Below are 22,019 nucleotides of genomic sequence, written 5' to 3'. Positions count from 1 at the left end.
ACAAGCGAGACCGCCGACGCCCACACCGCACTTCGGACACCGCTTCCAATGATGACTGTTGCAAGGCCAGAGCACTCCCTCTCCGATAGGGCCAGTCCCGAGGCGACGACATCCGACGATGAGGACCCGCGCGTGTTGGTCCTCATCCATTCGTTCGTCGTCAGCCCGGACTTGCACCGGGGCGCCCCGTTGCGTACCACAGGAACGATGGTACTCACCTAGTATGATCGTTTCAATGCCCACGTCAGGGGTTTGAAAGTATGGCGTACGGAGGTTCATTGGGTGCATACTCAACGGTCGACCAACGACCCCTGCCCACATGACACCCGGCGACGTTGCCCGGCTCGAAGGATCCGATCACGACGATGAACTACACCAGGTTGCTTCTGAAGGCCATCGCGGTGATCCGGACGCCGTCGCCGTCTGGGACCTCGGAACGTATCCTCGACGCCGGGCTAAGGCAATTCGAGGTTGTCGGGATCAGCCGCACACGTATCGAAGACATCGCTCGTCGCGCACGGCTGGCACGTGTGACGCTGTACCGACACTTCCCGAGCAAGGGGCGCATTGTCGAGGCGGTGATTCTGCGAGAACTCGCCAGGTTCCTCGTTGAGTTGGAAGCAGAGGTGTCAAATCATCAGGATCTCGAGGAGAAGATCGTCGAAGGATTCGTTTTCACGCTGAAGGCAGTACGGGGGCACGCCCTGCTCAACAGGCTGTTGGAGACCGAGCCGGAGTCACTACTGCCGTTTCTCACGATCGAGGCAGGGGGTCTTGTCGCGACCGCGTCGAACTTTCTGGCCGACCAACTCGCGCAAGAAGTTGATGCTGCCCGCACGGATGTCGAACTTCACGTGGTTTCCGAGCTGACTGTCCGCGTGATCCTGTCGTTCGTGCTGACCCCATCGACCCGCATATCCCTCGATACCCCTGAGGGTGCGCGCCGATTCGCGCGCCGCCACCTCCTGCCTCAGCTGCGTGACGACTCAGTTGGCGGTAGCGCGACATAATGTCAGATCTGTATCGCTGCCCGGCCGCAGAGATGCGCACCGGTAGAGGACAGAGGGGGATGCGCTCCTCGACGAAGTAGCGGCATACTCGTTGTGGTGACGACGAAATCTGCACGTCGCGGCGCGCGATTCTCGGCCCTGGGTAGCACCCGGGATGCCCTACTTGATGCCGCAGAGTTCTGCTTCGAAGAGGTCGGATTCTCGGCGACGACGATGGAGGACATCGCTCGGCAGGCCGGCGTCTCTCGGGCCACCGTGTACCGGCACTTCGCGAACCGTGAATCGGTGGTCTCGGGCGTCGTCCTGCGGACGGCCGGCCGCTACCTCGACGGGATTGGCGGGCCACTCGCCGGACAGCCTGATCTCGCATCTGCCGTGCTGGTCTTCGTAGAGACCACTGTTCACGCCGCCAGCCGAGAGAAGTCGATTTCCGCTCTGTTCGTCAGCGATGATCGCCTCGCTGGAATCGGTCTGACAGAGTCCACATCGGTCGCCCTCTTCGAACTCGTCACCGAGTTCCTGCGACCGGTATTCACCCGTCACCGCGATGACCTGCAGCCGGGGATCTCAGTGGACGACGCCGCGGAGTGGATCCTGCGGACGATCCTCAGCCTGCTCACCGTGCGCGGCCCGAGACGGCGCAGCCCTGAGGGCCTACGCGCGTACCTTTGCCGCTGCCTCCTTCCTGCCATCGTCGTACCAGGGTCTACCGAATTGGATCGGCACCGCGGTCATGACGAGCGTGCAGATCGCAATCCAGGTGACACAAATCTGCAGTAGTGTCACCTTGGGGCAGGTCAACGCAGAGACGGAGGAGGCTCCGATGGAATTCCCGCAGTTCGACCCCCAAGTTGCTGGGCAGGTGCTCGGCGCGGCAACGGATGTGGGCGGCATCTCGGCATATCTCGGATTTCGTCATGCTGAACTGAGCGCCGGTCGGTTGATCGCCGAGATGGAGGTGCGAGACGAGCTCCTTACCCCCTTCCGTACATTGCACGGTGGCTGCCTGTCAGCCATGGTCGACCATTGCCTGGGTGTTGTCTTTTATCCGGTGATCCCGACCGGCTGCTGGGTCGCGACAACCGAGTTCAAGATCAATCTTCTGCGGCCGGTCACGGCTGGGGTATGCATCGCCACGGCAGATATCATTGCCCTGACCAGGCGATCGGGCGTCGCACGCATCGACATCACCAACGACGGCAGGCCAGTGTGTGCCGCTCAGGGGACCGTTACGATCGTCAGCGACGGGGGCGGCAGCTCGTGACGGAGGGCATGATCGAGATGCAGGTGCTGGCTCGTGACGGAATCACGCTGGCAGCCGACTACTATCCCCATGGTTCCAACCATCAGGTTGTGATCCTGTTGCATGGAGGTGGGCAGAGTCGTCACGCCTGGACCACCTCAGCGCTCCGCCTGCGCGATCGCGGCTACACAGTAGTTGCATACGATGCACGTGGGCACGGCGACAGTGACTGGGCCCCCGACGGACGATACGACGTCGAGCACCTTGTCGATGACCTGCTCATGGTGCGAGAACGATTCTGCACCGAGGACGCGCCCGCGGTCGTCGGAGCATCGTTGGGCGGGATGACCGTTCTTGCCGCGCACCTGCTTGCGCCACCCGAGTTGTGGGGAGCGGTGGTGCTGGTCGACGTGACCCCACGGATGGAATTCGATGGCGCTCGACGCATCGTCTCGTTTATGTCTGCGCATCCTGACGGATTCGCGAACCTCGAAAACGCTGCCGACGTCATCGCGGCATACAACCCGCACCGCGAACGACCGGTGCGGCTTGAAGGCCTTCACAAGGTACTGCGGCAACGAGCCGACGGTCGATGGGTGTGGCGATGGGATCCCGCCTTCATCACCAGTCGTTTCCAGGCGTTGCAACAGGACGCGTCCGCCGGTGCCGAGCAATTCGAGACGCTTGTAGAATTGCTCGTCGCGGGTGCGGGTCGAGTCGTCGCGCCGACTCTGCTCGTGCGCGGTGCCCTGTCCGATCTGGTATCGCATGAGACCGTTGCAGAATTCCTGGAAATTGTGCCGCACGCGGAGACGACCGATGTCTCCGGAACTGGCCACATGGTGGCAGGAGATGACAATGACGCATTCACGCAGGTTGTCACCGACTTCCTCGGACGCACCCTATAGGCCCGATCGCCTCCGGGAGTTGGGTGCTGGTCATGGCGTCTTTGCGCGACACCATTGCCAAGGGATCGACTGCTGACGGGCTGTTCTCTGATTGCAAGAAGGCACACCGCGACTTGCAAGGCCAGGCGGCTGAAGGGTGAGAGGCCCATCGGCCGCATATGACACCGGCCAGAGATAACGGGAGAGGCGCGGACTCCAGGTCGCTAGCGATGGCCAACTGGCGATACCGCGCGGCCTGGGCAGCATTGAATGTGCTCTCCGTTCGTGCTACTTGTGCTGGCACTAGCCTTGCCCGTTTAAGCCCAGTTCGGACAGTTTATAGACCAATCTCAACTGTGTCACAGAATGATGCAGGGCCGGCGGCGAACCGCCCCGGGTTGAGTACCGCTTTGGGCTGTCTCGGAATTCTGTCCGCTGAGTTGTGAGATTCCAACCGTTCGATGGAAGGATCTCCGCTCGTGCCGATGATGTACTCACCGCAGTTCCGTGAAAGCGCTGTCGCTCTGGTCGTCGATGAAGGAAGCAGGGTCGCCGACGTCGCCCATGATCTGGGAGTCACCGAGGCCACGCTGTAGCGGTGGAAACATCAGGCCCGCGGTGAGGCCCACGGGACGTCCACGGTCGAATCGGCGCAACTGAGGGATGCGCTGAACAGGATCAAGCAACTCGAGGAGGAGCTGCGAGCGACTCGGCTGGCCGCGAAGGTTTTCGACGACACCACGCTCGGCTCAAAAGGCGGTTCCCGGCTGTCACGACCTTGACCGGGCAAGGAATCAGCATCCGCACCGCCTGCCGTGTGCTCGGCGTGTCCGAGCGCGGCTACCGCCATCACGGCAACCGATTACCCAGCCAACGCCGACTGCGCCACGAGATGCTCGCCGAAACGATCCGGTCTATCCATGCGGCCTCGCGCGGCTGCTACGGCGTGCGCCGCATGCACCCCGAGCTCACCATCGGCATGGGTATCGAGGTTGGCTCTGGACGGGTGCGCTCGATCAAAGCAGCCAAACGTTGGGCTGGTGTGTCGCAGTCGAGAATTTTTGTGGACGGCCGGTGAGCTCCTCAGCGACCTCGCAGTGCGCATTTGGATTGTAGATGCGTAAGTCTATTCGTCGCGGCAGGTTCTGCCGCAGAGTACCATTAGTGTCTTCGTTGCTGTCGCGCTGTCGCGCTGTCGCGCTGTCGCGCTGTCGCGCTGCCGTGCTGCGCCGGGATCGGCGAAGTAGACGCGAATGTCGGTGGCCATGGGAAAGGATCGGTGCTCGGCTATCTCGGCATCCTGGTCCCGAGTCGCGGTGCGGTGGAGGGTCGCGGGTAGTTCGGTGCCGGCGGCGATGAGGCTGTCGCGGACGACTTCGGCGGTCCGTTCGGCGCCGAGGTGTCCGAGGACGAGATAGCGCTTCAAAGTTTCTGGATCGAGGAGCCACGAACCGGGCCCTGCCGCGGCCGCGGGAGTTTCGCCTGATGTCGGCTATCGGTGGGTTCACCGGGCTGGAGGCTCGACGCCGCGCCCGACGCCACGGGTGTGTATGCGGAGCAAGACGCGATGTTCGATACCTCGAGCTCTTCCGCAACCCTGTCAGCGGCGTCACAGCGGCATCGGAATGCTGACCTCGATGGAGTACGAGAACGCAACCATCGTGGCGTGAGGTCCACGACTCCGTGAAACCAGGGTAAGACCAGACCTAGAAGACCGGCCGAGCCAGATTCCAACATGGCTGGCGGAAGCACTCGCGTCAGCCATGCAGTTAACTGTGGTGTTGCTGCCACTATCTCGGTCACCTTGTGCGAGTGGTGATGGGCCAGGTCTTCCCCGGACCGCTCTCCCGGCAGATTCTGTTGTGTATGCATGGAGACGGCCCGAAAATGGAGTTACGGGAAGGCTTCGAGACGGTCGGGCGGCGACGAAGGGGCATATCGCGGTCGGTCAGACCGCGCTGATGGGTCTGGCGTGTCGGCGAGCTTGCATCCGGTGGAGGTCGCGAGCGACTCGAAATCCATCGCCAAGCGGCGATCGTCGGATCGAATCGCGAGTTTGCGGATCAATTGCTGTCACGCATCCGTTGGAGTCTGATGGTCTATTGACAGGGTGTGACCCAGGACGCATACTCGTACCTCAAGTATCTAGTACTTGCCGTAGCACACATGGAGGTGTCGTGGTCGTGATGGCGCACTTGGTCACAACTCAGCAAGGCACAGCTTTCCGGCCAGCACCAGCCGAGCACGTCGAGTGCAAGATCAGCCGAACCGATGCGTTCTTTGCGCCCGCCGCGACGTCGGGCAACGATGCGAGAGACGAGATGGGAATCTGCCGTGGTGCCTGCGCGTAGTGAGTTGTCGGCGTCGGCCCGAGTAATTCGCGAGAATTTATCCGGAACAGTGGTCTCTGGCCTCCGAACGTTTGGTCGGACTACGCGGATGGCGTATTCAGCCGTGCTGGGTGCCGCGAGTGACATTGCCGGATCTAAGTTTCAATGGCGTGAGGCGCTGTATCAATCCTGGTACTTGATTACTGTTACCGCAATTCCGGCAATCCTAATGGCCGTGCCATTCGGGGTTATCGTCTCGGTTCAGGTCGGGAATCTGATCCATCAAATCGGCGCAGATTCACTGCTCGGTGCAGCTGGCGGTTTGGGGGTAATTAAACAGGGTGCCCCCATGGCGACAGGATTGTTGCTGGGCGCGGCTGGCGCGGCCGCGATCGCGGCCGACTTGGGCGCCCGCAACATCCGTGAAGAGATCGACGCCATGCGAACAATGGGCATAAGTCCTATGCATCGCCTCGTAATTCCTCGGATGGTGGCGATGATTCTCGTTGCACCGATGCTCAATGTCTTGATCATCTTCGTAGGGGTCGTGGCGGGATATGCAGTCGCGGTCGGTCCTCAGGGGGTGACGCCCGGAAGCTATTGGGGAACCTTCGGATCCTTCACCGTAATGGCGGATATCGGCGTGTCGATTGTCAAGTCTGTCCTGTTCGGCTTCATCGTCGTGATGATCGCGTGCCAGCGGGGTCTTGAGGCCAAAGGTGGTCCACGTGGAGTAGCGGATGGCGTGAACGCGGCGGTTGTTCTCTCCGTCGTCTCTGTCGCTGTCGTGAATCTATTGGTCACTCAGTTGGTCTCAATGTTCCTTCCAACAAGGCTGGCATAGATGTCGGAGATGAAGTACACCCCCCCGCGGCTAGTGAAGGCCCGGCGAACTGCGACGTCACTCGGGCACCGTGTCGTTCCGGTGGAGCTCCTAGGTTTCGTCCTCAATTTCATCTGGCAGGCATTGTCGGCGATACCGTTCACGCTCAAACGATATCGAGCGGAGACAATGCGCGCGATCACGGATATGACGTGGGGGCAAGGCTCGATCATCGTGGGCGGTGGAACGGTCCCGATGCTGGTGGTGCTGGGACTGGTCATCGGCGGCTCGGTCGGCGTCGAGTCATTCGCGACTCTGGATCTCATCAGTATGGGGCCAGTGTCAGGCATTGTCTCAGCCTTCGCCAACACCCGAGAGCTGGCGCCGATCGCGGCAGGAGTCGGATTCGCCGCACAAGCTGGGTGTCGTATAACAGCGCAAATTGGATCGATGCGGATCTCAGAGGAGATCGACGCCATCGAATCGCTTGGATTGCGATCGATACCTTTCGTGGTAACGACCAGGATTATTGCCGGCGCGGTCGCCATCGTTCCGACTTTTCTTATTGCTCTAATCCTCAGCTATGCGGCGTGCCGGACTGTGATCGTCCAGCTGCACGGCCAGGCCGCAGGTGTCTACGATCACTACTTCTATCAATTCATCAGCGGGTGGGATATCACTGCTGCGGTGATCAAGGTTCTTGTATTCGGAACGGCTGTAATTTTGATTCACAGTTATCAAGGGTTCTTCGCGACAGGCGGTCCGGAAGGCGTCGGAATTGCGTCCGGCCGCGCCGTCCGGGCAAGTTTTGTGGCGATCATCAGTCTGGACATGGTATTGACCATGCTCTTGTGGGGTGTCAACTCCGCGATCGAATTCACAGGGTGAGCGCCGATGTCTCGATATGAAATGCCGGGAGTATCGGCAACAAAGCGATCGTCGATTATTGTCGGTATGGTCGCCGTGCTGACGGCACTGTCAGTAGCGGCCGCTTGGACAGTTGGCAACGCGGCCCGCGGCGACAACCGAATGCTTGTGGTGTTGCGCACCGAGAAAATCGGAGACGGCGTCGGGGTGGGTACGCCGGTGCAGTTCGACGGTGTCGGCATCGGTGCCGTCACTGCCATCGGTTCAGGTGATGGGGCGAAACAGGTGACTTTGATGCTTGATCGAGCAAACTCGAGCGGGCTCACCGACAGCCTTCTCGTAGACTACTCGCCGTCTAATCTTTTCGGTATCAGCGAGGTTGCGCTGAAACCGGGCGTTGGGGGCGCGCCCCTGCGAGACGGCGTTGTTATCGACCTGACGGGTCCTCGATCTGACAGGCAGCGAGATGCGACCATGGGTGTACTGATTCGGACAGTCGCCGAGACCACGGGAAGCCTTCTTACCCCGGAACTCACCGACGTGCTGGTGCGGGTTGCTACAGCGGCCCGCCAATTCACGCCACTCATGGAGGCGATTGTGGTATCCGGCCGGAACGTTGCTGAGACACGCTCTGTGCCGGTATCGGAGTTGCTGGAACAGTATGGCTCGATGCTTGTCGGCAGCGCATCGATGATCGACGGCACGGTAGGCCTGATATATCGGCTCACCACCATCGAGATTCTGAATAGCCAACGCGAGCTATTCGACGCCACAGTCAGTGTTGTAGGCCAACGCTTCTTCCCCGCCCTCGCAGGAACGCTATTCACGGCGCAGGCTCATCTGTCAGAGTACGCGGTAATGCTCACGCCGGTTCTTGCAAGTGGCAGCCGAATGGTTTCGACGCCTGGTGTTTCGAGCATGCAACTCTCCGAGATACTGTCGCGTCTGGATCGGTCGTTCACGTCGACACCTAGTGGCCCGGCACTGAGTATCAAACTGATTCTCGATCTAGTGCCCGCGATTGCGGCGTCCTCGCCGGGAACGTTCGTTCCGTCACCGTATTCCGGAGGTGGTCGATGAACAGGCATGGCAGCCTATTGGTGGTAGTCGCGAAGCTCGCGGTTTCTGTAGTCGTGATCGCAGTGCTGCTCGCAGCAATCGCGCAGACTGTGCAACGCCCCGTCTCAGGAGGGACTAAGCAGTTCTCATCGGAATTCGTCGATGCGAACGGTCTCAAGTCCGGAGACGATGTTCGGATGAACGGTGTCCGCATAGGCAAAGTGCTTTCGATCTCACTTGAGGATGGTCGCGCAATCGTTACGTTCATGGTCGAACGCGATCGGAATTTATACGAGAACACCGTCCTGGCGATACGATATCAGAGTCTGGTGGGCCAGCGTTACGTCGATGTTCAACAATCATCGCCAGTCACGGCGGAGTTGGCGGCAGGCAGTAGGATCGGGGCTTCCAGAACCATCCCGTCATTCGACATCACAGCCCTATTCAACGGGCTGAAACCGGTTCTGAGCGAGTTGTCGCCAGCAGCAGTAAATAAGTTCGCTACTAACATGATCGCCGCTATAGAAGGAGACGGCTCGGGTATCGGTTCGGTTCTCGACTCTATCCAGACGTTGTCCAGCTATACGATGGACCGACAGGCAGTGATTACCGCATTGGTGGCTAATCTGAAAAAGATATCTGACCATCTCGGCGGTCGATCCTCACATCTGGTGCAGCTTGTTTCGGAGCTGTCGGTGGTTGTCTCAACGCTACGTAGCAAGGTGGATGGAATCGTCGAATTCGCTCTTATGGCTCCAGACGTGATCGCGCCGCTGAACAGCCTCCTCGACGCGATTGGGTTGACTCCTGGTAGCAATCCGGACGCCGATACGCTGCTGCGGGCGATATTTCCAGATCCTCAACAGGCAGTCGAAGTACTCCGAAAACTGCCAGCGATGCTCCAGACCCTGAATAGTTGGATTCCGTCCGATAGTCCTGTCGTGAACCGAAACTGTTCGAACGGGAACGTAGACAGTCCGGATCCTTTCCAGGTGATGATCACGGGACAAAGGATATCGATATGCAAAGGATGATAGCCAAACTAGTAAGGATAGCCGGGAGATTCGCTGGCTGGGCGCCAACGGCCGCCTCATCACGTGATTTGCGGGAATTGCGATGGGGCTTCGTCGGAGCGTTCCTGATGGGTGTCGCGTTGCTAGCGAGCGTTTTGGTGTACGTGGTGCCATTCGGCCAGTCGACGTACTGGGCCGAGATGTCGGAACTCGGGTCCATAAAGGTCGGCGATGACGTCCGTATCGCCGGTGTTCCGGTCGGTGCCGTGAAATCGATTGAGCTGCGTCGGAAGGACGTCCGCGTGAGCTTTACGATTGACGATGATATTTTCATAGGCGATCAGACAAGTCTCGACGTCCGAATGTTGACTCTGATCGGTGGGCACTATCTCGCCGTGACATCAGCAGGGACTTCATCGCTTCGCGCCCCGATACCTTCTGACAGAGTGCATCTCCCATACAGCCTCGGTCGGACCTTTCAAGATGCAGCACAGCCGATCGCGGATATCGAGGGCGACACCTTACGGCAGAACTTGACTAACATGAATCGCGCGATCGCCTCCGGGCCGGCAGGGATCCAGCGAGCAGTCGATGCGTTCACATCGCTCGTCGAAATTCTCGACCGTCAGAGTCGGGACGTGTCGGAAACGCTTGCGATGGCCGACGAGTACATCAGTGCGATCAATAACTCGAAGGCGATCCTCGGGGAACTAATCGCAAGTGTCAACCTTATGGAGACGGTGGGGCTCGGCAAAAGGGCTGAGATTTTCGAGGCAGTCCGGTTGATGGAACAGCTTCTGTCTCGGATCGCGGCACTCGAGCCGGTGTACCGGTCAAGGCTGGATTCCATCGCCCGAAGTCTGGCCGAGGTCATACCCGAACTGAACCGTCTGGGCGAAGGTATGGGGCAGATCATCACAAGCACTCGGGACTTGATGTCGAGACTGCAGCCGATCGCTTCCTCAGAAGATGGCGTCGTTGTTGACCAGTCTGCATCAGTTGTCGTTGCGCAATCGGTTTGTATTCCCGTCCCTGGAAAGGACTGCTAAGGATGAATAGGATTCTGGCCTCCCGCGGTCTCATATCCGTCCTGGGCGTCGGGGCTATGTGCACGATATTGGTTGCTGGGTACTTCGCGGTACTCAATCCGCCCAAGACGATGCGGCACTACTGTGCAACGATGCCGGACGCAATTGGGCTGTACACCGGAAACCACGTCACCATTCGTGGCGTCAGAGTTGGCACGGTGACGCACATCGAACCCCGTGGTGATGCGGTGCAGGTTGGTTTCGAGGTGGACGCCAACTATTCGCCGCGTGGTGAGGTATCGGCCACTACCCTGTCAGACACCATCGTTGCTGATCGCTCCCTTGCTATTCTCGACAACAGCGAATCCGATGCTGAATGGGATCCCCGGAAGTGCATTTCCCGTACATTGACTCCGAAGAGCATGACACAGACACTCGATGCGTTGGGTGCCCTCGCAGCAGAAATCGACAATGGGAGTGATCCGGCACAGCGAGGGCAGCTATCCGAGGAAATCGCCGCACTCGACAGCTCGTTGTCCGGCACCGGTCCGAGAATGAACGAAATAATCCGCACACTCGATCGAGCGCTCGGCTCTTCCAGCGCTGCCGCCGGACACCTCGGGGCACTCATAGATTCGCTGCACATCTTGATGAATAGTGTCGCGCGTGGATGGGGAGATATCGAATCCATGATCACCCGTTTGGCGCCGGGGCTGGCGGTGATCGACCACGGAATCTTCGCGCGAACAGTCTCGATCATCGACTCATTGCGAATTATCGTGCCATGGCTGAACGAAATCACCACCATGTTCGGTGACCAAATCCTCCAAGGTCTCGATGCGACAGTTCCCCTCGCTCGCCTCGCTAGCGCGAATATCGGTACAATGAGGGACATTGTCGACATGGCGCCGCCGCTGCTGCAAGCCTTCGTGGACGTAACCGACGCGCACAGCGGTCGACCCGTTCTGACGTATGCAGCACCTAGGGTGGCCATGCCCCAAGCTGATGCTGACCGAATATGTGCTGCGATCGGCCTTGTCGCACAGGGCCGTTGCGATACTGCCGAGGACGGGTTGACGAATGTGTCTCTGATTCCCTTGGTGCTCGGAGTGGCAGGTGCGCGATGATTAATCTGAGAGTACATGCGGTGGCCATTCCTTCCCGGACCTGCCTGACGCAATTCGTGACCGCGGCCGCTGTGGCACTTGTATGCCTTGTCCCCGGCTGCGGATTCGATCCAGCTGCGATTCCTGTCCCTGGGACTGGGATATCGGGGGACCGCTATGGTATCCGAATCGAGTTCGCCAATACGCTAAACCTGCCGTCACAAGCACGAGTGACGGTCGACGGTCTACGTGCCGGAATTGTCCGCGATGTTGCGGTGATCGATGCCGGGAAAGATAACGACGGATACGTCGTGGTCGACGTGGAAATCATCGAATCGGTGCGGTTGCCTGTTGGAACTACGGCTGAGCTCCGCCAGCCGACCATATTGGGTGACGTCTCCATAGCGTTGATCACGCCGGAGGCCGACGGAGGTGGCCTCATCGCGCCGGGCTCCACAATCGATCGAGGACAAACTAAGCCGTTGCTTCAGGTTGAGGACACCATGAACGTCTTGGCGACCTTTGTCCAAGGGGGTGGAATACAGCAGGCTCAGGAGATCATCAACCGCGTGAACTCGGTGCTTCCGGCGGATACACGGGAGACTGCCTCGATCTCGGAGGTGCTGGGTGCCGATATCGAAGACTTGGCACAGCACCTGGATGCTGTCGACGCCTTGCTGGGTGGACTGCGGGCCAGTACCGATGCTGTGCTGAGCCGAACACCCGAGTTGGAGTATCTGCTTACAGATTCTGGAGTGGATCAGGCGGCTGCGTCGATGACGTCCATGATCGGTTTGATCTCACTGTACGATGGATTCACGCTACTGGCAGATTCCCTCCGATGGATCGGTCCACTGGCGCAGTCAGGCGACGCGGCTGCCCGTGCCTTTATACCACTCCTTTTCACGTCCCGGCCGTTGGACCTCTCAGCCCCGTCGAACTTGAACAAGATCATTGCGTTGTTGCGCGAAAAGGTCATTCCATTCGTGGAGCACGGACCGAAGGTTAATGTTATCGGCCTTGAGACTGCCGAAGGCTCTCCCGGATCCGAAGCCGACCGGATCGCTGGGATTTTATCGGCATTGCGTATGATCGGAGCAGTGCGATGAAACTGAGTTCGGCACTATCCCTCGTTGCGATCATGTCGGTTTTGACTCTGGGCGTCGGTTATCTCGCATTCGGTGTATTGCGAATAGATGTCTTCAGCGACTCGATCAACGTGACGTTGCGTGTTCCCCAGGCGGGAAGTCTGCTGGTGGGTTCACCGATACTTCTACGTGGTGTGAAGGTGGGAGAGATCGCGTCGATAGAGAAAGTCGAACGTGGTGTCGAAATGCAACTAGCCCTCGAGTCGAGATACCGAATTCCGGCAACGGGGACCGCGACAGTCGAAGACCTATCAGGTCTCGGTGAGCCGTATATCGAGTTCGTGCCCAAGAACGGCGCCGGTCCCTACCTAACCGATGGCCAGCGCCTCGACGCGGTACAAGTAGTACTGCCCCGTTCGATTCCAGACGTGGCGCAGACTGTTACGGGGCTGCTTGAACAACTGAATCCACAGGCGATCAGCAACATCGTCAAGACGTTGGATCAAGCGCTGACGGGAACAGACACCGTTATGCCGAGGCTGGCAGCCTCGACGACACTGTTGTCGGAGACGATTCTGAGTAGGTCGCCCGCCATCCGCAGCATCCTCGTCGATCTACAGACGATGGGCGCGGACATGGCTTGGGCCGGGCCCGGGATGGAAGCCGCTGGTCCCTTGTGGGACGAGGCAGGAATGTGGGGTGCTCTCATCGCCGATTCCATCGCCCGGCTGGCCCGTATCGGCACCATGCCGGACGACTACTTGCAAGGCAACGGCGTCGTACCTTTCCTCGGCGAGGTCACGGAATATCTCAGCCGCATTGGACCCGACTTGCAAGAATTGGCACCAGCCGTTCAGCCGCTGGCGGACAGCGCGGCGATGTCCATACCACAGATAGACATAAGCGATTTGATATCACGTGCTCTCAGCGCGACTGGAGACAGTGCATTAAATGTGCGTATCGGCATCAAATAGGACTGAAACACGCTATCCGAGGAGATATTCATGCCCATAGAAACCGCTGACAACATCGACGGCCGAACGGAGAGCGTATCCAGTAAGTTGGATATGCCGCCAGAGTCGGTCGTAGAGATCAGGAACCGGTTTGGTCCGGGAAGAACGCTGTCGGTGGACTTGCGCTCGATCATTGTCGGGGTGATAGTGGTAACACTTGTCGTTGGGATGTCTGTTAGCTTTTTGTTGTGGCTCTCGACGAGGAATGAGCTGCGAGAAACTGACTCCATTGCGTCCGCGGAAGAAAGGGCTGAAGAAGTAGCCTCCGAGTACGCTGTTGGCGCGTCCAATATTGATTATCAGAACTTCGATGGATGGGTACGTAATCTGAAATCGAATACTTCCCCCGCCCTAACGAACAAGTTCGACCTCACTGCCCCTCAACTCAAAGACATAGTACTTCCGCTTAAGTGGAGTTCGAACGCGACCCCCATCGCCGCGAAAGTGAAATCGGAAGACGCTGGTGTTTATGTTGTGAACGTCTTCTTGAGTGTGACATCGACCAGTGTGCAGACCCCGGAGGGTGCGCAAACAACCGTCACCTACACGGTGACGCTAGACAAGAACGCGGATTGGAAGATCACGGATGTCGGCGGTGTTGACATGGCCCTTCCGATCAAGTAGCCGGCGACACTGTCAGTAGCAGGGAACTGAAATAATGACCTCGAAATCTACGATCTTTGTTGCTCCCCGAAACTACACGCTGGAGCGGGACTCTGGGCCTGCTTTACATATCGCCGAGTGGGGATCGACGAGCCCGAGAGTGACAATCATCCTGGCACACGGGTTGGCTCTTTCTCATGGGAGTTGGGAAGACGTCGCACAACTGGTCGTCACGGCGGATCCCACCGTACGTGTACTCGCCTACGACCATCGAGGACACGGGCAGTCGCAATCTGCTCCAGCGAGCCTGGAGCTTCTCGCCGACGATCTCGCTGCAGTCATCTCCGCATATGCACCCGTCGGCCCGATCGTGCTCGGCGGTCATTCCATGGGCGGAATGACATTGATGGCGTTGGCCGAACGCGACAGCATGGTGCTCGAAGCGCGAGTCGTCGGCGTCGCGTTCGTGGCGACTGGAGCCGGAGATATCCTCGGACGACTGATGCGCCGCGGGTTCTGGTCATGGTTGGTATCGCTGGCGTTGACTGTGGCACCGCTTCTCGTGATCCCTTCCCGGCCGCTGCTCATCGTGCGACAGCTGACACGCGCCGTCTTGTTCGGGTACCGACCATTCCGCCACGACCTGAACCGAGCGGTAGGGCAGCTGGCGAGCAGCAATCCTCGCAGCGTCGCACAGCTGACTCGTTCGATCCTGTCCCATGATCGGTACTCGGCACTGGATCGATTCGACTGCCGTGTCGTCGTATTCGCAGGTTCGCGAGATCTGTTGACTCCCGTTTATCACGCTCGTGCGATACACCGTCGCGTACCAAGGAGCGGCCTGGTCATCTTCCCGAACTCCGGACACTTCCTACCCTATGAACGTTGCGGTGAGATTGCGGCCCACCTACTGGGATTGACAATGCCAATGGCGTACTCGGACAGCGACGTTGCATAGCGGCATGGAGGCTCGAGTTCGTCGTAGGCCCAGCCGGTGTCGCCGGACAGCTCTTAGGTCTTGCCCTGATGCTCCTCGGTGGTGACCACAACGGCGATGATTTCAGCCAGATTCCGGCGCGACGCCGAAGCGACCACACCGTCGCCGGTGCTCGACAGCGGCACCGGTCTCGCGAACGGTGGGGATGATGTCGCGGCCGTAGTTCTCGCTGTACCAGCCGCTGCGCAGGATCGTGAACGACACCCCGCTGGCACGCACGCGTCTTCTGTGGGCAGGTGCATGGCCGCGGTCGACAGCGCGGTGTCGTCGGCTTTGAGGCCGCTGGTGTAGATGATCCGCGCGGCACCGGCTTTGGCGACGGCAGCGATCTCCTCGGTGTGCTGGCGGTCGCGGTTGGCCAGGGCGGTGCCCGAGATCAGCACGAACATATACACCGGCGTAATGGTGGTGGGGTCGTCGTAGTCGATGACCGCGGTGTGCACCCCTCGGGCGGCGTGGTCAATGATCTTGGCCAGGTCGCGGGCACCGGCGATTACCTCGGCGGGGTCGGTGCTGCGGTCGAGGACGGCTTCGACGGCTGCTCGGCCGAGGTGACCGCAGGTAACGGTGATGACGATGGACACAGGTCTCCGTTCAGGTTTCGACGGTGGTCAGTTGCTGATGGCGGCTGCGCGATGCAGGTAGCGACTCTCGCCGATCTGATCGGCGGTGAAGGCGGCGATGCCGGCGCGGGTGATCGCGAAGCCGAGCTTGTCGGTGCCGAAGAACCTGACCGGATATGGCCCTTCGGTGCACAGTCCTTGGGGGGCGATGAACCGCACGATCGTCCTATCCAGCCCCGAGGGCATGATCTTGTTCGACATGCCGGTGATCTCCTCGTAGGCGCGGGGCATGAACGTGCGCGGCATGAACTCGATCAACCCGGTGATCAAGGTCGGGGACCCCCGCGGGTCCAGTACCGCAGGAGTGGCGTGGCCGATGAAGCGGCCCACACCGTGACGCTTCATCGCCGCCAGGATGTGGCTGGTGCCCTCGATCAGCGGGGTCCCGGTTGGCTTTGCGGTCCATGCTCGGGCCCAACGCGCTGATCACTGCATCGGAAACCTCGCCGACCACGACTTTCACCTGCTCACCCCAGCGAGAAGGGATCTTGGCGGGTTGTGGGCGTAGGCGGTCACGGTCTGCCCGGCCGCGAGCAGCCGTTCCACCATCAGCGAACCGGTGGCCCGAAAACAGTGACATTCATACGAGTCCTCCTTCGGGAATCGGGGTGGTCAGGAGGCGTAGGGGCCGAAACGTCCCCAAGCGACGAACACCGCGGCTTCCAGCAGGGCAAGGTTGAACACGATCGCGGCGGGCTCCTTCCAGCGCGCGTGGGCCACCATTGCCAGCGCCATGATCACCGCGAGGCCGACCGCGGCGCTGAGACGTCGATGCCTTCAGCTTCTACCGCCGCAATACTCCGTTCGTTTTCCTCGACACCACCGCCGAGCGGCTACGGTTCGATGCACCTCACGACCTCGGGCACCTGTGTATTCACGGCATTCATGCTGTGCCGCACGGGTGCGAGGCAGAAGCTGCGGCGATCAGTTCGCTAACGCGTTGCTCAAGTCGCCATGATGTTCTATCGGTGGGACTGCGAAACCCTAGCGTGGCGCAGGTCATCCGTGCCAAGGCTCGATGGAACGTGTCCGCGACAGCGCTGGCGAACCGGCTGCATGCGCTGGGTTTGATAGCTGACTGGACGTATCGCGCAGCGTTGGTGGAATTGAGCAAGCGCGGAGTCCGCTCCGCGCGCCCAGGCTCGGCGCTTGTCCACGAATCGTCACAGGTGCTGGGTAAAGTGCTCGCCGGCCTGCATGGGCAAGGGATGACGGTGCGCGACATTGCCAAGGAGTTCGGTCTCACTCCCCAAGGGGTGACCGAGTACCTGTTCGGACTGACGACGACCCAGCACGAAGGTAACGGGTCCGGACGGTCGCGGATGGATCGCTTCGCCCGTGCCTCCCTGTCGTGCGAGATTACGTATCTGCTGGGTGCAGCGCCGAGAACATTGCGTTGCAGGGTGTGCGCACGGCAGAATTTCTCGGACTTCTCGGCGTGCGCACCGGTCGAGTGCGGGTGCACACGGTCAGTTGCACTGTGCGCACGGCTGAACGAGCGTGCGCACAGTGTCGATCTTGGGGGTTAACGTGCGTATGCACCCTGATCGGGGGAGCACAGGATCAGCTGTGGTGGGGCGGGTGAATCCAATCGCGCGAGAAATGGCTGTTGTCCCAGCTCTCGATGTCGTCGGGCGGGCGTCGGCCACCTCACGTTGCGTGCTCTGAAGGCGCCTGCCGCGCAGGCGTGGCCTGGCGGGGATCGTGGGGGTCGGCGCCACGGCATTAGCGTCAATCGGTCTGCGATCGTGGCTCACGTGATCTTGGCCCCGCTCGCCGGAGTAAGAGCTTTCGTCCCTCGATCTGCTCCCCGTACAGAGGACGATCGTCGAGAGCCGTTGATGCCGTGTAGACGGCTCCTGCATGTGAGCCATTCGGGAACTCAGCTCGACTTCTCTGCTTGTCCGCACGGCGTCTTTCGAGAAGGTCGTGAGTGCGATGCTCGGGTGTGTGACGCGCGATCGCTGGGTGCTAGTGGCTGTCGGCGATGCGGCGTTGCGGCGAGATACACGGCTCGGCCAGAAGGTGGTGTGTTGATCATCACGTGTGGATCGGGTCGGGCGGGGCCGTGCCGATCGCTCGTATGGCTTGGCACACTCTCAGGCGGCCTCGATCTGGGGTGCGCGATCGTCGATCTCGACGCAGGGCGAGTGGCTCTCCAACGCGGTGGCAGCGGGCGGGGACCCCACTATGTCACCACTAATTTGGCTGGACACGCCGTTGTCGAGCGTTGTCCAGCGTTGTCGATAGTTGTCGTATCGGAGCGTATTTCCCCAGGTAGGCATGCTGATTTGGTAGACGATGGTTGCCCAGAGTGGGCCACGGTTGTCTATGCCGCGCGCTCCGAGAAGGTCAGGGGTTCGATTCCCCTTAGCTCCACCCCCAGAAGGGCCCGGTCACCGACCGGGCCCTTTCTCTGTACCTGGCGAACATCGGCCGCCCCTTCGCCGTGGCGCGCACTCTAGGCGCGACACGGATAGATCGCATGCCCCCAATTTTTATGGCACGATCCATTGATGAATATTTACTGGTGAGTAATAGCCCTTTTCATTTCGGTGCCGGTATTTGTCGAATTTCATTGTGAAAGCTTCATTTTGCTGTACAGCGGCGGATTAAACCTATTCGCAAACTGTATAAACCGTAATATCGGTCACATCGGTAACGCTGACCAAGTGGTAGCCGATAGACCAAAAATGGCTATTGCTGTGCAGGTCGATGTATTTGCGGACGCTGCTGAATGGCAGTAACGTTCCGGTAAATCACATGATCCGCGCAGGACCGCGAGCGCTCGCTCACCAAGTTCGCTGCCGGGGAGGAATCGTTTCACCAGCGAACAGATGTGACGTCACCATCGGGAGGGGCGTCGAACGCGTCTGTTGGAAAGCATCAGAGGCAGTTCATGACAGCGGTCATCGAGGTTCGTACCGAGCCCGAAGAAATACCGAATACCCATCCGTCGTTCGCGTATCGTGGCGTCGCGCTGATCGCTTCGATCGCCGCGATCGCACTGACGGCAACGGCGGGCCGTTACGACTACTTCGGTGACGAACTCTATTTCCTCTCCGCCGGTCGGCGACTCGACTACACCTATGCCGATCAGGGCGTGGTGGTGCCGATGTTCGCCTGGATCGCCGACCAGCTCGCACCGGGATCGGTGACGGCCCTGCGCTTCCCGGCTGTCCTGATGTGCGTGGGTGCGGTGGTCGTGGCGGCACTGATCGCCTACGAACTCCGGGGCAGCCACCGCGTTCAGATGCTCGCCGCGGCCGCGTACGCGTTGTCGGGACTGGCGGCCAATCAGGTCGTGCTGAGCACGTTCTCCTTCGATGCCACCTTCACGGCCGTGATCACCTGGCTGTTCATTCGCTGGGTTCGCACGCGCCAGGACCGGCTGATCGTCGTAGCCGGACTGGTCGCCGCCCTTGATATGCAGGTGAAGTGGATGATCCCCATCGTCTGGGCGTGCCTGGGCGCGGCGGTCATCCTGTGCGGTCCCCGCGACATCCTGCGCCGCCCCGCGCTGTGGGTGGCGACCGGCATTCTCGCTTCGTCCCTGATCCCGATTCTTTACTGGCAGTCACAACACAATTGGCCACAGCTGGCAATGGGTGCGGTCATCGGAGCCGAGCAGGACGCCACCGGTTACGGTCCGGTGGGATTTCTTCCGCAGTTTCCCATCTTGGCCGGCATCCTGGGCACATTGTTGCTCGCTATCGGACTCTGGGCGGCCTTCACGCAGGAGTCGCTGCGCCCGTATCTATTTATCGCGGTGGCACTTGTGATCATGACCGCGTTTGTCATGATCACGCATGGACGTCCTTATTATCCGGGCGGTCTCTTTCCCGCGATGTTCGCCTTCGGCGCCGTCGGCCTCTGGCAGTACGACCGGAAACGGTGGATGAATGTGGCGCTGGTTCCGATCGCCGGAATCTCGGTGCTGACGACCATCGTGACACTCACGGTGATACCCCTCGCGCCCAGTTGGCGCACACAGGCCGAGGACGCGATCGACCTCGGACTCCGAACTGCATTCTTCGGAAACACCAATTGGTCATTGATGGTTTCCGCGGTCAACGACGGCTACCGCACGCTGACGCCTGCGGAAAAGGCCGACGCCGTCATCGTCGCGCAGGGCTATCCGCAAGCAGGTGCCGTCGAACAGTTCGGCAGGCAGTACGGGCTACCCGCCACCTATAGCCCGAGCCGTGGCTTCGGGTTCTTCGGCCCGCCACCGGACTCGGCGACATCGGTGGTCTACGTCGGACTCGACACCGCCGAACACGAACTGCGCACCCGATTCACCGAGGTGGAGCGCGTAGTCCACCTCGACGATCCCATGGGCATCCCCGGCATCGACCGCATGACCGCCGTCTGGGTCTGCAAGGGTCCGAAGCAGCAGTGGTCGACCATGTGGGATTCCATGACCACGCTGTATTTCGATCTCGGCCTCTGGCGAGACGGTCGGACCACCACCCGACCCACGCACTGAGCGAGGACGACACAAACGAACCCCCGGTCGCGTAGGTGGCCGGGGGTTCGTCGTTGGATCCGGGAGGTCAGTTCTTGACCAGCTCCGGCTCGTCCGCCTCGTCCTGCACGGGTGCGGCGTGCGGGTCGGTCGCCGCGCGGTTCGGCAGCAGGACCGCCATGGCGATCACGACCAGGGCCAGGGTGGCCGAGATCAGGAAGGCCAGGCGCATGCCGTCGAGGGTGGCGACGGCCGCCGGGGTGCCCTCTTCGATGAGCGAGGTGCTGCGGCCCGACATGACGGTGACCACCAGTGCGGTACCGAAGGCCGCCGCCACCTGCTGGATGGTGCCCAGCATCGAGCTGCCGTGCGAGTACAGGTGCATCGGCAGTGCGCCCAGGCCCAGGGTGAACACCGGAGTGAACGTCGCGGCCAGCGACACCATCAGCAGGATGTGCAGGCCGAGCAGCTGCCAGTACGGCATGTCCATCGAGATCTGGGTGAAACCGGCCAGCGAGGCCGCGATGCCGATCGAGCCGGGGATCACCAGCAGGCGTCCACCGAACTTGTCGAACAGCTTGCCGACGGTCGGGCCGAGCAGACCCATCGCCAGACCACCCGGCATCACCAGCAGGCCGGTCTCCAGCGGGCTCAGACCGCGCAGGTTCTGCAGGTACAGCGGCAGCAGGATCATCGAGCCCATCATCGCCAGGAACGCGATCGACATCAGGACCAGTGCCTTGGTGTAGGTGCCCTGCAGCAGGACGCGCAGATCCAGCAGCGGGGTTCCGTTGCGCTGCAGGCTGATCTGACGCAGCGCGAACGCCGCGATCAGCGCGACGCCGACGGCGGTGATCAGTGCCGCGGTGGTGTAGCTGTCACCGTGGAACTTGCTCAGCCCGAACACCAATCCGCCGAAGCCGAGAGCCGCCAGCGCCACGCTGGGGAGGTCGAGCGTGCCGGGCTGCGGCTCGCCGACGTTCTCCAGCTGACGCAGACCCAGCCAGGTGACCAGACCGGCGATCGGCAGCATCACCACGAACAGCAGCCGCCACGAGTCGATGCCGGGGATGTCGATCTGCAGGATCAGGCCGGAGATGACCGGGCCCATCGCGGGCGCCACCGAGATGGCCAGGGTGACGTTGCCCATCACGCGACCACGGTCCTGTTCCGCCACAACGGTCATCAGTGTGGTCATCAGCAGCGGCATCATCACCGCGGTGCCGCCCGCCTGGATGACGCGGCCGACCAGCAGCACCGGGAACGTCGGCGCGAGCGCCGAGATCACGGTGCCCGCGATGAACACGCCCATCGCGGCCGCGTAGGCCTGCCTGGTCGTGACCCGCTGCAGGAACCAGCCGGTGGTGGGAATGATCGCGGCCATCGTGAGCATGAACGCGGTGGAGACCCACTGCGCGGCGACCTCGGTGACGTGGAGATCGCTCATCAACCGCGGGATCGCGTTGATCATGATGGTTTCGTTGAGGATGACGACGAAGGTCGCGAGCACCAGCACGCGGATGACGGTCGGTGTCTTGCCCTTCGTCGTCGGCGTGGATAGATCGGCTGGCATCGGGGTAACCTCCGGAGGACATGGGTACGGCGGGGCGTGAGCTGTGGCCCGATGCCGAGTAGACGACGTCCCGGCACCACAAGAGAGAAGACGGATTCCGTCCGTCCAACTCATCGGGCGCCGGTCAGTATTCCGGGCGGGTACGACACAAATCACCTGGTTTTCCGGATTCGCGTCAGCGCGAACGTATCGAAAGTCGCAGGTCCCGGGGATATCGAAGCTAATCTCGGGCGGGATGGTGAGCCTGGTCACTGCCCGATCTCGACATGCGGCGCGCCGGTGTGTTCC

The 22,019-nt window shown here is 60.7% G+C and carries 22 protein-coding genes; 18 read left to right on the top strand and 4 right to left on the bottom strand.

The annotated features are described in order from the left end of the window. Positions 1 to 365: 365 nt before the first annotated feature. The 6 genes from NS1_RS14100 (at position 366) to NS1_RS14080 (ending at position 4,218) form a co-directional block, all read left to right on the top strand. Positions 366 to 1,010 carry a TetR/AcrR family transcriptional regulator gene (locus NS1_RS14100; RefSeq protein WP_022565909.1) on the top strand — a complete coding sequence of 215 codons (645 nt, stop codon included), beginning with the start codon at positions 366 to 368 and terminating at the stop codon, positions 1,008 to 1,010. Between the two features lie 93 nt (positions 1,011 to 1,103). After that, positions 1,104 to 1,790, top strand: coding sequence for a TetR/AcrR family transcriptional regulator (locus tag NS1_RS39015; protein ID WP_101465753.1), 687 nt, complete (start codon positions 1,104 to 1,106; stop codon positions 1,788 to 1,790). Positions 1,791 to 1,833: 43 nt separating this feature from the next. After that, the gene (locus NS1_RS14090; protein ID WP_062984982.1) at positions 1,834 to 2,274 is read left to right on the top strand and encodes a PaaI family thioesterase; all 441 of its coding nucleotides are present in this window, start codon (positions 1,834 to 1,836) and stop codon (positions 2,272 to 2,274) included. 8 nt (positions 2,275 to 2,282) lie between these two features. Next, positions 2,283 to 3,161 carry an alpha/beta fold hydrolase gene (locus NS1_RS14085; RefSeq protein ID WP_062984981.1) on the top strand — a complete coding sequence of 293 codons (879 nt, stop codon included), beginning with the start codon at positions 2,283 to 2,285 and terminating at the stop codon, positions 3,159 to 3,161. A 440-nt stretch (positions 3,162 to 3,601) separates the two neighbouring features. Then, entirely contained in the window at positions 3,602 to 3,736 is a 135-nt protein-coding gene (locus NS1_RS39010; RefSeq protein WP_084503716.1) for a transposase, read from the top strand. A 182-nt stretch (positions 3,737 to 3,918) separates the two neighbouring features. After that, positions 3,919 to 4,218: an IS3 family transposase gene (locus NS1_RS14080; protein ID WP_063816137.1), complete on the top strand. Its 300-nt coding sequence runs from the start codon at positions 3,919 to 3,921 to the stop codon at positions 4,216 to 4,218. 48 nt (positions 4,219 to 4,266) lie between these two features. Here NS1_RS14080 and NS1_RS14075 read toward each other — a convergent pair whose 3' ends face one another. Further along, a complete protein-coding gene (locus NS1_RS14075) occupies positions 4,267 to 4,566 on the bottom strand; it encodes a hypothetical protein (protein WP_062984847.1) in 300 nt (99 codons plus the stop codon). 1,013 nt (positions 4,567 to 5,579) lie between these two features. Between NS1_RS14075 and NS1_RS14070 the strand changes: the two genes are divergently transcribed. From NS1_RS14070 to NS1_RS38585, 10 genes are all read left to right on the top strand, one after another. Beyond that, positions 5,580 to 6,314 (top strand): ABC transporter permease, encoded by a 735-nt coding sequence (locus NS1_RS14070; protein WP_084503715.1) that lies wholly within the window; start codon positions 5,580 to 5,582, stop codon positions 6,312 to 6,314. Next, positions 6,315 to 7,181, top strand: coding sequence for an ABC transporter permease (locus NS1_RS14065; RefSeq protein WP_062984843.1), 867 nt, complete (start codon positions 6,315 to 6,317; stop codon positions 7,179 to 7,181). Positions 7,182 to 7,247: 66 nt separating this feature from the next. Next, positions 7,248 to 8,240: an MlaD family protein gene (locus NS1_RS14060; protein ID WP_062984841.1), complete on the top strand. Its 993-nt coding sequence runs from the start codon at positions 7,248 to 7,250 to the stop codon at positions 8,238 to 8,240. Then, positions 8,237 to 9,253, top strand: a complete 1,017-nt coding sequence (locus NS1_RS14055) for an MCE family protein (RefSeq protein WP_062984839.1) — start codon at positions 8,237 to 8,239, stop codon at positions 9,251 to 9,253. Before NS1_RS14060 ends, NS1_RS14055 begins: the two co-directional genes overlap by 4 nt. A 107-nt stretch (positions 9,254 to 9,360) precedes the next feature. Continuing rightward, entirely contained in the window at positions 9,361 to 10,281 is a 921-nt protein-coding gene (locus NS1_RS14050; RefSeq protein WP_169812774.1) for an MlaD family protein, read from the top strand. 2 nt (positions 10,282 to 10,283) lie between these two features. Next, complete coding sequence (locus NS1_RS14045; RefSeq protein ID WP_062984835.1) at positions 10,284 to 11,387, top strand: MlaD family protein; 1,104 nt, start codon at positions 10,284 to 10,286, stop codon at positions 11,385 to 11,387. A 20-nt stretch (positions 11,388 to 11,407) separates the two neighbouring features. After that, entirely contained in the window at positions 11,408 to 12,475 is a 1,068-nt protein-coding gene (locus tag NS1_RS14040; protein ID WP_245914573.1) for an MlaD family protein, read from the top strand. Continuing rightward, the gene (locus NS1_RS14035) at positions 12,472 to 13,428 is read left to right on the top strand and encodes an MlaD family protein (RefSeq protein WP_063816134.1); all 957 of its coding nucleotides are present in this window, start codon (positions 12,472 to 12,474) and stop codon (positions 13,426 to 13,428) included. The genes NS1_RS14040 and NS1_RS14035 overlap by 4 nt, the downstream gene beginning before the upstream one ends. Positions 13,429 to 13,458: 30 nt before the next feature. After that, complete coding sequence (locus NS1_RS14030; RefSeq protein ID WP_084503714.1) at positions 13,459 to 14,091, top strand: hypothetical protein; 633 nt, start codon at positions 13,459 to 13,461, stop codon at positions 14,089 to 14,091. A gap of 139 nt (positions 14,092 to 14,230) precedes the next feature. After that, complete coding sequence (locus NS1_RS38585; RefSeq protein WP_169812772.1) at positions 14,231 to 15,028, top strand: alpha/beta fold hydrolase; 798 nt, start codon at positions 14,231 to 14,233, stop codon at positions 15,026 to 15,028. Positions 15,029 to 15,081: 53 nt separating this feature from the next. On the opposite strand, the gene NS1_RS14015 is transcribed toward NS1_RS38585, so the two are convergent. Both NS1_RS14015 and NS1_RS41325 read right to left on the bottom strand, forming a co-directional pair. Further along, the gene (locus tag NS1_RS14015) at positions 15,082 to 15,651 is read right to left on the bottom strand and encodes a Rossmann-fold NAD(P)-binding domain-containing protein (protein WP_062984825.1); all 570 of its coding nucleotides are present in this window, start codon (positions 15,649 to 15,651) and stop codon (positions 15,082 to 15,084) included. Between the two features lie 27 nt (positions 15,652 to 15,678). Further along, positions 15,679 to 16,035, bottom strand: a complete 357-nt coding sequence (locus NS1_RS41325; protein WP_211300397.1) for an NAD(P)-dependent oxidoreductase — start codon at positions 16,033 to 16,035, stop codon at positions 15,679 to 15,681. Between the two features lie 644 nt (positions 16,036 to 16,679). Between NS1_RS41325 and NS1_RS14000 the strand changes: the two genes are divergently transcribed. Further along, a complete protein-coding gene (locus NS1_RS14000; RefSeq protein WP_062984823.1) occupies positions 16,680 to 17,219 on the top strand; it encodes a helix-turn-helix domain-containing protein in 540 nt (179 codons plus the stop codon). 1,370 nt (positions 17,220 to 18,589) lie between these two features. Beyond that, positions 18,590 to 20,179, top strand: coding sequence for a glycosyltransferase family 39 protein (locus NS1_RS13995; protein ID WP_062984821.1), 1,590 nt, complete (start codon positions 18,590 to 18,592; stop codon positions 20,177 to 20,179). Positions 20,180 to 20,246: 67 nt separating this feature from the next. Here the strand turns inward: NS1_RS13995 and NS1_RS13990 are convergent, their stop codons facing one another. Further along, complete coding sequence (locus tag NS1_RS13990) at positions 20,247 to 21,731, bottom strand: MDR family MFS transporter (protein WP_062984820.1); 1,485 nt, start codon at positions 21,729 to 21,731, stop codon at positions 20,247 to 20,249. Positions 21,732 to 22,019: the final 288 nt, after the last annotated feature.

The organism is Nocardia salmonicida NBRC 13393, assembly GCF_001613085.1.
Lineage (GTDB): Bacteria > Actinomycetota > Actinomycetes > Mycobacteriales > Mycobacteriaceae > Nocardia > Nocardia salmonicida.
This window is presented reverse-complemented; position numbering and strand designations above follow the sequence as displayed.

Bases quoted from the DNA above. Each gene is read 5' to 3' on its own strand.
- NS1_RS14050 (WP_169812774.1), top strand. From the start codon at position 9,361: ATGGGTGTCGCGTTGCTAGCGAGCGTTTTGGTGTACGTGGTGCCATTC.
- NS1_RS14055 (WP_062984839.1), top strand. From the start codon at position 8,237: ATGAACAGGCATGGCAGCCTATTGGTGGTAGTCGCGAAGCTCGCGGTT.
- NS1_RS13995 (WP_062984821.1), top strand. From the start codon at position 18,590: ATGACAGCGGTCATCGAGGTTCGTACCGAGCCCGAAGAAATACCGAAT.
- NS1_RS14045 (WP_062984835.1), top strand. From the start codon at position 10,284: ATGAATAGGATTCTGGCCTCCCGCGGTCTCATATCCGTCCTGGGCGTC.
- NS1_RS14060 (WP_062984841.1), top strand. From the start codon at position 7,248: ATGGTCGCCGTGCTGACGGCACTGTCAGTAGCGGCCGCTTGGACAGTT.
- NS1_RS14030 (WP_084503714.1), top strand. From the start codon at position 13,459: ATGCCCATAGAAACCGCTGACAACATCGACGGCCGAACGGAGAGCGTA.
- NS1_RS13990 (WP_062984820.1), bottom strand. From the start codon at position 21,731: ATGCCAGCCGATCTATCCACGCCGACGACGAAGGGCAAGACACCGACC.
- NS1_RS14085 (WP_062984981.1), top strand. From the start codon at position 2,283: ATGATCGAGATGCAGGTGCTGGCTCGTGACGGAATCACGCTGGCAGCC.
- NS1_RS39010 (WP_084503716.1), top strand. From the start codon at position 3,602: ATGGAAGGATCTCCGCTCGTGCCGATGATGTACTCACCGCAGTTCCGT.
- NS1_RS14035 (WP_063816134.1), top strand. From the start codon at position 12,472: ATGAAACTGAGTTCGGCACTATCCCTCGTTGCGATCATGTCGGTTTTG.
- NS1_RS14065 (WP_062984843.1), top strand. From the start codon at position 6,315: ATGTCGGAGATGAAGTACACCCCCCCGCGGCTAGTGAAGGCCCGGCGA.
- NS1_RS14100 (WP_022565909.1), top strand. From the start codon at position 366: ATGAACTACACCAGGTTGCTTCTGAAGGCCATCGCGGTGATCCGGACG.
- NS1_RS14090 (WP_062984982.1), top strand. From the start codon at position 1,834: ATGGAATTCCCGCAGTTCGACCCCCAAGTTGCTGGGCAGGTGCTCGGC.
- NS1_RS41325 (WP_211300397.1), bottom strand. From the start codon at position 16,035: ATGAAGCGTCACGGTGTGGGCCGCTTCATCGGCCACGCCACTCCTGCG.
- NS1_RS14070 (WP_084503715.1), top strand. From the start codon at position 5,580: ATGGCGTATTCAGCCGTGCTGGGTGCCGCGAGTGACATTGCCGGATCT.